The organism is Nonlabens sp. Ci31 (assembly GCF_012974865.1).
GTDB lineage: Bacteria > Bacteroidota > Bacteroidia > Flavobacteriales > Flavobacteriaceae > Nonlabens.
Genome location: NZ_CP043633.1, coordinates 2,766,845 through 2,778,150, shown reverse-complemented (window position 1 = coordinate 2,778,150; position 11,306 = coordinate 2,766,845). Strand labels below are relative to the sequence as shown.

Below are 11,306 nucleotides of genomic sequence, written 5' to 3'. Positions count from 1 at the left end.
TGCACGGTGTTGGTAACTGTTTCGCTTTCGCGAAAGCGGAATTACAACACATAAGAACCACATTATCAAACTACTAAACAGTCTTACAGGTTCTCATAGAAAGGTGTTCTACACATTCTACTACGTACTCCTATCATAAATTTCAAATTCCTTGCCATGAAGTGTAACATCCTGGAATAAATTGCATCTTTAAAGCGTAACACTGACCAAGTGACTTTATCGATAACTGAAATAGAACTTTATAACGGCTGTGAACAAGGCGATCGCAAGGCACAAATGCGTGTCTATGATCAATATGCTGGTGGAATGTACCATGTGGCATTAAGAATTGTAAAAGACAGCGCTCTAGCCGAAGATATTATGCAAGAAAGCATGATCACAGCTTTTGCTAAGATGGCACAATGGAACCGTGAAGCGACTTTTGGCTGCTGGTTGAAAAAAATCGTAATCAACAATAGTCTGACACACTTAAAGAAAGCAAAGAAAATGCCTCAGGTAGCTTATGATGATGTCGCCTACGATATGGAACAGCAAACAGATGTGCAGATCGACATGGAAGCTGCTGGAATGACCGCTAAGAAAGTACTCGAAGTCATGAAATTACTACAAGATAATTACCGACAAGTTTTAACGCTAAGCCTTATCGAAGGAATGGATAATGAAGAAATAAGTGAGATTATGGGAGTGTCAAATGCCATGTGCAGAACCACGATCTCAAGAGCCAAAGAAAGCCTGAGAAATAAAATGCAACTGATATGAAAAAGGACATGAAGGAATGGTTTGCAAAACAAGATTTTAATACAGAATCATTGCCTAGCGGCCATAGAAATAGATTTTTAGAAAAGCTGGAAGCAGCTTGTGAAGAAGAGGAGCATCCAGAAAGTGATGTGATCCTTATGGACTCACTCCCTGTTGATAAAGCACAGAAAGATCTCAAGGTGATCCCTATGAACTCCTGGTTCAAATGGTCGCTAGTTGCTGGACTGGCTGTTTTATTAGGGTTTGTGGGAATGCGCCTAGCTCCTACCGCAGCAGTAGATAACGGACTTTCTAGTGTGTCACCAGAAATGGCGCAAGCACAAGACTTTTTCACAACAACTATCCAAGAAGAGTTAGAAAAGCTCAACAAAGAACAAACCCCTCATACAGAGCGCATCATCGCCGACACCAAAAAGACATTGAATAAATTAGAAGTGGATTACAAGTCCATCAAAGCAGATTTTAAAATAAATAACGATAGTAAAGCGGTTATCGCTGCAATGATTCAAAATTTTCAAAATAGAATCGATTTATTAGAAACTGCTCTTAAACAAATAGAACAACTGAAAAATTTTAAAGAACAAGAAGATGAAACATTTATATAAATTAAGTATCCTGCTGTTTTTACTTCCAGCATTACTTGCTGCTGGTCCTGAAGACGGGAAATATACCAAGTCCAAAAAAATTAGTAAAACTTTTAATGTCAATAAAAATTGTCTGGTGGCTATTCAAAACGAGTTCGGTAGTGTGAGCATTACCACCTGGGATTCTCCTACTGTATCTATAGATATTACTGTTCAAGTAAGTGGTAATAATGAAGATCGCGTTATCGACCAACTCCAAGATATAGATATAGATTTTGAAGCTAGTGCTTCTAAGGTGAGTGCTATAACTGATGCTGAGCACAGCTCTAACAACAGTGGCGGTTTATGGAACTTATTATTTGGAAGCGATTCCAACCGAAGTTCTAATATGAAAATAGATTACATCATCAAGATGCCGGTTACCGCTTCACTAGATATAAGTAACGATTATGGCGCTGTAATTCTCGATAGGTTAAAAGGCCGCGCCTCTATCAAATGTGACTTTGGAAGGCTGGACATAGGTCAACTCCTAGCAGAGAATAATGATCTTAAATTTGATTATACTAATAACTCACACATAGACTACATGAAGTCAGGAAACATACAAGCTGACTTTAGTGGCTTTGAGCTTTACGGAGCAGAAAAAGTCACCTACAAAGGTGATTATACCAAAGCTAAGTTCCACAATGTGAAAATTCTAGATTTTAATGGAGACTTTTCTACCATACAAACAGATGATGTGACTAAATTAATAGGTCGGGGCGACTATACTACCATAAAAATAGGTCATGTAAAAGAGCTTGTCAACTTAAATACAGACTTTGGATCCATCAGTATTGCAGAGCTAGGACGTGATTTTAAAGAAGCGACTGTTAAATCAGAATACACCACTATAAAAATCAACTATCATCCAGAGGCCTCTTTTAGATTTGATATTGACACAGAGTTTTCCAGTATCAAACTCTCCGATGATTTAACGGTAACAAGTTCTGAAAGTGACAACACAGACAAGCAAAAATCTGGCTATTGCGGTCCTAAAAGCAGTACAGCAGTCATCAACATAAGATCCAGCTTTGGAGGTGTGAGTCTAAAGAAAAATTAAATAATCAGCCGACTCAAAACCACGTGCCATCTAAAAAAAAACTTAAAAACTACTATATCATGAAACATATGCTCCTACTCCTAATAGCTATATTGGGAATCAATACCTCAAACGCCCAATGGTGGGGAAGTAATAAACGCGTCAACGGAAATGGCGAGGTCATCACTAAAGTGTTCCAAACGTCTGATTATGACAAAATCTCTGGTAGAAACAGTCTAGACATTATTCTCGTAGAAGGAAAAGAAGGAACTATAACCGTGGAGGCCGAATCTAACATTATGCAACACCTGGAGGTCGAAGTAAAAGGGGACCGACTAGAAATAGGAATTGAAGATGGTTACAACATCAACACACGTAAAGGAATTCAAATTACCGTTACAGTGGAAAAAATCAGTAGTTTAAGTATGGCTGGAAGTGGTGATATTACAAGTACTATAAAACTCAAGTCTAGAAATATGAATATTTCTGTAGCTGGAAGCGGCGATATTTCTGTAGACGTAGAATCAGAAAAACTTCAGGTAAACATTGCTGGAAGTGGTGATGTAAAATTGAGCGGTCGTACGGAGTATCTGGATGCAAGTGTAGCTGGAAGCGGCGATATTTCAGCATTTAATCTTAAAGCAAATAATGTAGATGCGTCCATTGCAGGAAGTGGTGACGTTTCTGTTTATTGCACTGGTGGAGAACTTCAAGCCTCCATAGTAGGTTCTGGAGATTTAAGATATAAAGGAGCTCCCAGCAAAATAAAAAAAAATATTATGGGTAGTGGTGATATTACGAAAATGTAGCTTATAGCATCCCGTAAAATAATAATTCCCCAAATCAACCTGCTGATTTGGGGAATTATTATTTAAAAGCATGATGTATTTACTTTAAATCAAAGCGATCTAAATTCATCACTTTAGTCCATGCTTTTACAAAATCCTTTACAAAACGTTCTTGAGCATCATCTGAAGCGTATACTTCGGCAATAGCTCTTAATTCTGTATTAGATCCAAAAATAAGATCTACACGCGTCCCTGTCCATCTTTTTTCTCCAGTGGCACGATTGCTTCCTTCAAAAAGTAATTCTGAACTAGATTTAGCTTTCCATGTTGTGGTTAAATCCAGAATATTTACAAAGTAATCATTAGTTAATTGCCCTTTTCTATGGGTAAAGACACCATAATCAGAACCGTCATAATTTGTGTCTAAGGCTCTTAAACCAGCGATTAAAACTGACATTTCTGGAATTGACAGTGTCAATAAATTTGCTCTATCGATCAAATGGTCTTCTCCAGAGGCTTTTTGGTCGCTTTTAATATAATTTCTAAACCCATCTGCTCGGGGTTCTAAATAACCAAAAGAATCTACATCTGTTTGTTCTTGTGTAGCATCTCCTCTACCTGCTGTAAATGGAACGTTCACTAGACTTCCTGCATCATTGGCAGCTTTTTCTACTGCAGCACTTCCTGCTAAAACGATCAAATCTGCCATAGAAACTTCTTTATTTCCTGGTTGTGATGTATTAAACAAAGTTTGAATTTTTCCAAGTGCGTTCAATACCTTGTGCAATTGCTCAGGATTATTTGCTTCCCATTGGTTTTGTGGTGCTAGTCTTATCCTTCCACCATTGGCTCCACCTCTTTTGTCAGATCCTCTATAAGTTGATGCACTTGCCCAGGCGACAGAAACCAGCTCTGAAATAGAAATATCTGTTGCTAGAATTTGTGATTTTAGACTAGAAATATCCTGATGATTAATTATTTCATGAGAAACCTCAGCAATTGGATCTTGCCATAATTCTTGCTTTTCAGTTACAAGTGGTCCTAAATAGCGAGTTATAGGCCCCATATCTCTATGCGTTAATTTGTACCATGCTTTTGCAAAAGCATCTTCAAACTCTGCAGGATTCTCTCTAAAATGTTGGCAAATTTTTAGATATGCTGGATCGGTTTTCAAACCAATATCTGCCGTGGTCATCAATAAATTTTGTTTCTTAGAAGTATCTCCAGCCATAGTCGCTTGATCAGCATTAGATGCTGCCGTAGGTTTCCATTGGTGGGCTCCTGCTGGGCTTTTAGTTAATTCCCATTCATAATCTAAGAGAACTCTAAAGTAATCATGATCCCATTGAATTGGATTCGGTGTCCATGCTCCTTCAATACCACTTGTAATTGTATGATCCCCTTTTCCTGATTCAAAAGAATTTTTCCAACCGGTACTCATCTCCTCTATTTTTGCACCAGCAGGTTCCGCTCCTACATATTCATCAGGATTTGCTGCCCCATGCGCTTTTCCAAATGTATGTCCACCGGCGGTTAATGCGACCGTTTCATAATCATTCATCGCCATACGGCCAAAAGTTTCTCTTACGTTTGCCGCAGACCCCAAAGGATCTGGAACTCCGTTGGGACCTTCTGGATTTACATAAATCCATCCCATCATTGTAGCACCTAAAGGGGCTTCAAGTTCTCCTTCAGAATAGCGCTCTTCATTTGCGCCCCATTCTGTTTCATGTCCCCAATAAATATCTTGTTCTGGTTCCCATACGTCTTCTCTTCCACCAGCAAAACCTAATTTTTTCAATCCCATAGTTTCCATTGCGATGTTACCCGTTAGAATCATCAAATCGGCCCAAGATATTTTATTGCCGTATTTCTTTTTTATGGGCCATAACAATAGTCGTGCTTTATCAAGGTTACCGTTATCAGGCCAACTGTTCAATGGAGCAAAACGCTGTGATCCGCTAGAAGCACCACCGCGTCCATCTCCTATTCTATAGGTTCCTGCACTGTGCCAAGCCATTCTAACAAAGAATCCACCGTAGTTACCATAATCAGCTGGCCACCAGTCTTGTGAATCTGTCATTAAATGAGTGAGGTCTTTTCTTAAAGCATCTAAGTCTAAGCTGTTAAAAGCTTTGGCATAATTGAAATCTGGGTCCATAGGATCAGACTTATCTGCATTCTGACGTAGTATATTTAATCTCAGTTGGTTAGGCCACCAGTCTTTGCTTGTTGTTCCTTGACCAGCAGTATGAGAAGGTGCACCACCCATAAAAGGACATTTTGCCGCTGCGTTGGAATCGGTGCTATTATAGGAATTAGTATCATTTGATTTTGAAGAATCCATAAATTGAGGTTTTTGAGTTATTAGACCTTCTAAAAGTAAACAAAATTATGAATGCGCATCTCCAAGCTTAATTTTTTATAACTACATTAGTATAGCTAAATACTATTGGTTTTGAATTATCAATTGATTTAAACTATTTAAAATTGCCTTTATTTCTTCAAAGAAGGAACTCTAGAGAGGAGAATTATCCCCACTATAAAAAAGACTATTAAAAACAAAATAGGCTCTCGCATGGAGCCACTGATCTCACCTACTATGGCAAATAGGAGCATCCCGATCACGATCCCTATTTTTTCTGCTACGTCATAGAAGCTGAAATAAGATGCCGTATCTGGATTTCCATCTGGAATCATCTTAGAATAGGTACTGCGTGATAAGGCTTGTATAGACCCCATTACTAGCCCTACAAAACCTGCTGTTATGTAGAATTGCATAGGAGTTACCACAAAATATCCATAAACACATATAACTGCCCACAGTATATTAATGACGATTAGAGTTTTGATATTACCTAGCTTTCGCGAAAGCAAACTGGCCAACCAAGCTCCAAAAATAGCTACCAGCTGGATCAGTAGGATACTGATAATCAAACCCATGGTAGCGCCGTCTTCTTCCCATTGCACTTCTTCTGTACCAAAATAAGTTGCTACTAACATAACTGTTTGAACCGCCATACTATAGATAAAAAAGGCTCCTAAATAACGTTTCATCTGTAGATTAGTAGATAGACTCTTCCCTATTTTTTTGAGTTCTTCAAAACCATTGGTAAAAATGTTTTTGACATCACTTCGATCCTTTTTAGTTCCTAAAGGAAGGTATTTATAAGTGTATTGGGCAAAACCCATCCACCACAATCCTACTAGTATAAAAGAAAGCTGAAAAGAATAGAGTTTGAAATACTCATTATTTGGCAACAAACCCTCTTCTGGGTAAAAACCACCTTCTAATAATGCCAGACAAATAACAAGGAGTAGTACACTTCCTAAATATCCCATAGAAAACCCCTTAGCACTTATAGCGTCTTGCTGCTCCGGAAAAGCAATGTCTGGAAGGTAAGAATTATAAAAAACCAGACTTCCCCAAAATCCAATCAATGCGAGCATATAAATCAATAAACTAATCCATAAATAATCAAAGCTAAACATAGAAAGACCTATACAACAGATAGCTCCTAAATAACAGAAGAATTGTAAAAAGCGTTTTTTCTTACCAGAGTAGTCAGCAATACCGGAAAGAATGGGAGAAATAATACTCACGATTAAAAAAGCGATCGCGGTAGTTATAATAATGATAGATTCATTATTTATTCCTTTAAGCATCTCCGGTACGTTTCCTTCTTCAAATGCTTTGATACTAATCGCTGCGTAAAAAATAGGGAAAATAGCGCTGTTAATTACTAGAGAATATACGGAATTTGCCCAATCATAAAATGCCCATGCATGGAGCAATTTTTTTGAGCCTCGAGGAAGATTATGTTTCATAAAAAAGGTTCCTTAAGAACCCTTTAAAAGTATATCTTTTTAAACGTTTATTGAAAAGAAGTTACTCCGTATTTTGCAGCTTCTGCTTTTGCTTGAGGGGCGAGCGCTTTTAAGTTTGCAATACGGCTATCGTTAGATGGATGCGTACTCAAAAATTCTGGTGGCGCTTGTCCATCGCTATTAGCTTTCATACGTGCCCATAATAGTGCGCCTTCTTCTGGATTATAGCCTGCAATAGCAGCAAGGTACAGACCTATTTTATCTGCTTCTGTTTCATGTGCTCGGGAGAATGGCAACATACCTCCTAATTGAGAACTTATCCCATAGGCTTGATTGATGAGCTGTTGCGATTCTTGACTTGCTCCAGCAACTTGACCACCTACAGCAACTCCTACAGCACCTAAAGCTTGTACTTGTGAAGCACTCATGCGCTGTGCGCCGTGATTTGCTAAAGCATGAGCCACTTCGTGACCCATCACTATTGCTACACCTGTTTCTCCTTGGCAAATAGGTAAAATGCCTGTGTAAAAAACAATTTTACCGCCAGGCATACACCATGCGTTTACCGATTCATCTTGAACTAATTTATAATCCCATTGATAATCAGCTAAGTATTTTTCTTCACCGATGGAATTCAACCATCGTTGAGCAGCTGTCTTGATTTTCTGACCAACTCTAGTAATCATTTCAGACTCTGTAGTTCCTGTAATTACCTTGTTTTCTCCCAGAAACTGATTGTACTGAGTAAAAGCCATTGGAAACAAAGTGCTATCAGACACAAAGTTCAAAGTTTTTTTACCTGTAAAAACATTTGTTTTACAAGAGAATAAAACAAAAACTACAGCGATTAAAAGGTATTTATTACGATGCATAATTTATTTTTTATTAGTCACAATTTGTTGAACTTTTTTGATATCAATACCTTGATGAGATTCTGTATGTAAAATCTCTTTATTATATAAGATAATCACTTGTGGCGACTGGTGCACCACATTAAGTTTACTAGCAACAGCAGCACTTACCTCTCTATAATTTAATAAATCGAGAAAATAAAAGGTAACTTCATCATCGTTTTTTTCAAAACCATTTTCAAACTGCTTTAAGACCATTCTAGAAATACCACATCTCGTGCTGTGTTTAAAAATAACCTTTGGTTTTAAGGTAGAATTGTTGATCACATTATCTAATTGATCCTCAGATTCTAGCGGCTCCCAAGGGATTCCAGTTGGTACTTCCTTTGCATTATTTTGCTGTGTTTTAAACAGCTTATCCATAAATCCCATAGCATTTTTTTTGTGTTTCGTTTTCCTACCTACCGACAGGCATATGGCGAAAGCGGAATATCAATAATAGTATTACCTATAAAGTACTAAATTACAAATATATCCAGTCCCGATAAGTAAAAATCTTAAGGCTTTTATAAACACGACATAATGTCTGTTAAAAAAGTAGTTTAAACTGACTTATTGTCAACTTACATAAAGGGTATAACAATTGAAATAATTTAGAAAATTACTATTATGAATACTAATGAACTGACTACAAAATCGCAAGAAGCGCTGCAAAAAGCGCAGCAATTGGTACAAGAATACGGCCAACAACAAATTGAGAACGCCCATCTATTTCTTGCTATAACTATGGTAGATGAAAATGTGTTGCCTTTTTTATTTAAAAAACTTCATGTAAAATTAGGTCTGGTGATACAGTTGCTTAAAAGTCAGATTGAATCCTTACCTAAAGTAGAAGGTGGCGAGTTGCAAATGTCTCGGGAAACCAATAGAGTTATCAATGCAGCAATGACACTTGCTACAAAGATGAATGATGAATACGTAAGTATTGAACACCTGCTCTTATCTATATTTGATGGAAAATCAAAAACAGCTCAACTGTTAAAAGATCAAGGGATTTCAAAGAAAAATCTAGAGGCAGCTATTGAAGAATTAAGAAATGGTACTAACGTTTCTTCTCCAAGCGCCGAGGAAACTTATAACAGCCTCAATAAATACGCAAAGAACCTCAATCAGCTAGCAGATCAAGGTAAGCTTGATCCTGTGATAGGTCGTGATGAAGAAATACGCCGCATTTTACAAATCCTTTCCAGACGCACCAAAAACAATCCTATACTTGTTGGAGAACCTGGTGTTGGTAAAACTGCCATTGCCGAAGGCCTTGCACACCGTATAGTAGCTGGTGATGTTCCCGATAATCTTAAAGACAAGCAAATTTTTTCTTTAGATATGGGAGCCCTTATTGCAGGAGCTAAATATAAAGGAGAGTTTGAAGAGCGTTTAAAAGCGGTAATTAAGGAAGTGACCTCTAGCGATGGAGACATTGTTCTATTTATTGATGAAATCCACACGCTAGTAGGAGCTGGTGGCGGTCAAGGCGCAATGGATGCCGCAAATATTTTAAAACCTGCTCTTGCTCGTGGCGAGTTGAGAGCCATAGGCGCGACTACTTTAGACGAATACCAAAAATATTTTGAAAAAGACAAAGCTTTGGAACGTCGATTTCAAAAAGTAATGGTTGATGAGCCAGATACAGAAAGTGCTATATCTATTTTAAGAGGTATCAAAGATAAATATGAAACACATCATAAAGTACAAATAAAGGATGAAGCGATTATAGGTGCCGTAGAATTGTCACAACGCTACATTACCAATAGATTTTTACCAGACAAAGCCATTGACCTTATGGATGAGGCAGCGGCAAAGTTACGTATGGAGATCAATTCAAAACCTGAAGAACTCGATGTACTCGATCGTAAGATCATGCAGTTAGAGATTGAACTTGAAGCTATTAAAAGAGAAAACGACGAGACCAAACTAAAGAATCTGAGGTCTGAACTGGCTAATCTTAAAGAATCTCGCAACGAACTTAACGCACAATGGGAAAATGAAAAAAGCGTAGTCGATAACATTCAAAGCGCAAAAACAGACATCGAGAACTTTAAACTCGAAGCCGAACGTGCCGAACGCGATGGAGATTATGGAAAAGTAGCAGAGTTGCGTTACGGAAAAATTAAACAAGCTCAAGAGGAACTGGACAAATTGCTTGCTGATATGGAAGCAAACGACAATTCTAACAATTTGATCCAAGAAGAAGTGACCTATGAAGACATCGCTGAAGTAGTTGCTAAATGGACCGGAATTCCTGTTACTAAAATGCTTCAAAGTGACCGTGAAAAACTTTTAAAACTAGAAGACGAACTTCACCATCGTGTTGTAGGACAAAAAGAAGCTATACAGGCAGTAAGCGACGCTGTAAGAAGAAGTCGTGCTGGATTACAAGATCAGAAAAAACCAGTGGGCTCTTTCCTTTTCTTAGGAACGACAGGAGTTGGTAAAACAGAACTTGCAAAAGCACTAGCCGAGTTTCTTTTTAACGATGAGAATTCTATGACGCGTATTGATATGAGTGAATATCAAGAACGTCATAGCGTGAGTAGATTAGTAGGTGCTCCTCCTGGATATGTAGGTTATGATGAAGGTGGACAACTTACAGAAGCGGTACGCAGAAAGCCTTACAGCGTGGTATTACTCGACGAAATTGAAAAGGCCCATCCAGATACGTTCAATATCTTGTTGCAAGTACTCGATGAAGGAAGACTAACAGACAATAAAGGTCGCGTAGCAGATTTTAAAAACACGATTATTATCATGACTTCTAATATGGGATCAGATATCATACAGCAAAATTTTGATAATTTTGATGGAGATATCGCCAGCCTTACCGAAACCACTAAAAAAGAAGTTCTTACTGTTTTAAAGCAACGTGTACGTCCCGAATTTATCAACCGTATTGATGATATTGTGATGTTTACACCTCTTAATGAAGATGAAATCAAGCAAATAGTAAGTTTACAGTTTAAAGGAATTACTAAATTATTGCAAGGACAAGGAATTGTTATTGATGCAACAGAGCAAGCTATTGAGTTACTGGCAAGGAAAGGTTATGATCCTCAGTACGGAGCAAGACCAGTAAAACGAGTGATTCAAAAAGAGGTTCTTAACGAACTCTCTAAACAGATATTATCAGGTAAAATAGCTGCAGATAGTATTGTTCTTGTAGATGCTTTTGAAAACGAATTGGTCTTTAGAAACCAAACCAACAACGTAGACGTATGAAAATGAATACGTTAATGTAACTACTTTAAACAAAAATGGCAAGAAGTTATAAAAGCTCATTCTTAACTAGGAATGGGCTTTTTTGATGAATAAGACTGTTAAAAATTACGCTTTCGCGAAAGCGAGACCCATAAAATTA

Annotated in this window: 9 protein-coding genes; 5 read left to right on the top strand and 4 right to left on the bottom strand. The window is 37.7% G+C overall.

The window, feature by feature from the left end:
* Nucleotides 1-210: 210 nt before the first annotated feature.
* The 4 genes from F0365_RS12200 to F0365_RS12185 are packed head-to-tail and all read left to right on the top strand — an operon-like array spanning nt 211 to nt 3,233.
* Nucleotides 211-759 carry an RNA polymerase sigma factor gene (locus F0365_RS12200; protein WP_317169821.1) on the top strand — a complete coding sequence of 183 codons (549 nt, stop codon included), beginning with the start codon at nt 211-213 and terminating at the stop codon, nt 757-759.
* Complete coding sequence (locus F0365_RS12195; RefSeq protein WP_169933945.1) at nt 756-1,364, top strand: hypothetical protein; 609 nt, start codon at nt 756-758, stop codon at nt 1,362-1,364. Before F0365_RS12200 ends, F0365_RS12195 begins: the two co-directional genes overlap by 4 nt.
* Complete coding sequence (locus F0365_RS12190; RefSeq protein ID WP_169933944.1) at nt 1,348-2,445, top strand: hypothetical protein; 1,098 nt, start codon at nt 1,348-1,350, stop codon at nt 2,443-2,445. Before F0365_RS12195 ends, F0365_RS12190 begins: the two co-directional genes overlap by 17 nt.
* A gap of 59 nt (nt 2,446-2,504) precedes the next feature.
* On the top strand, nt 2,505-3,233 hold the full coding sequence (locus tag F0365_RS12185) for a head GIN domain-containing protein (protein ID WP_169933943.1): 729 nt from the start codon (nt 2,505-2,507) through the stop codon (nt 3,231-3,233).
* Between the two features lie 79 nt (nt 3,234-3,312).
* Here F0365_RS12185 and katG read toward each other — a convergent pair whose 3' ends face one another.
* From katG to ytxJ, 4 genes are all read right to left on the bottom strand, one after another.
* Nucleotides 3,313-5,559, bottom strand: a complete 2,247-nt coding sequence (gene katG / locus F0365_RS12180) for a catalase/peroxidase HPI (protein ID WP_169933942.1) — start codon at nt 5,557-5,559, stop codon at nt 3,313-3,315.
* A 149-nt stretch (nt 5,560-5,708) separates the two neighbouring features.
* Complete coding sequence (locus F0365_RS12175) at nt 5,709-7,040, bottom strand: MFS transporter (RefSeq protein WP_169933941.1); 1,332 nt, start codon at nt 7,038-7,040, stop codon at nt 5,709-5,711.
* Nucleotides 7,041-7,087: 47 nt separating this feature from the next.
* A complete protein-coding gene (locus F0365_RS12170) occupies nt 7,088-7,912 on the bottom strand; it encodes a M48 family metallopeptidase (protein WP_169933940.1) in 825 nt (274 codons plus the stop codon).
* A gap of 3 nt (nt 7,913-7,915) precedes the next feature.
* Nucleotides 7,916-8,323 carry a bacillithiol system redox-active protein YtxJ gene (ytxJ, locus tag F0365_RS12165; protein ID WP_169933939.1) on the bottom strand — a complete coding sequence of 136 codons (408 nt, stop codon included), beginning with the start codon at nt 8,321-8,323 and terminating at the stop codon, nt 7,916-7,918.
* A gap of 237 nt (nt 8,324-8,560) precedes the next feature.
* Here ytxJ and clpB point away from each other — a divergent pair, with 237 nt between their 5' ends.
* Nucleotides 8,561-11,167: an ATP-dependent chaperone ClpB gene (gene clpB, locus F0365_RS12160; protein WP_169933938.1), complete on the top strand. Its 2,607-nt coding sequence runs from the start codon at nt 8,561-8,563 to the stop codon at nt 11,165-11,167.
* Nucleotides 11,168-11,306: the final 139 nt, after the last annotated feature.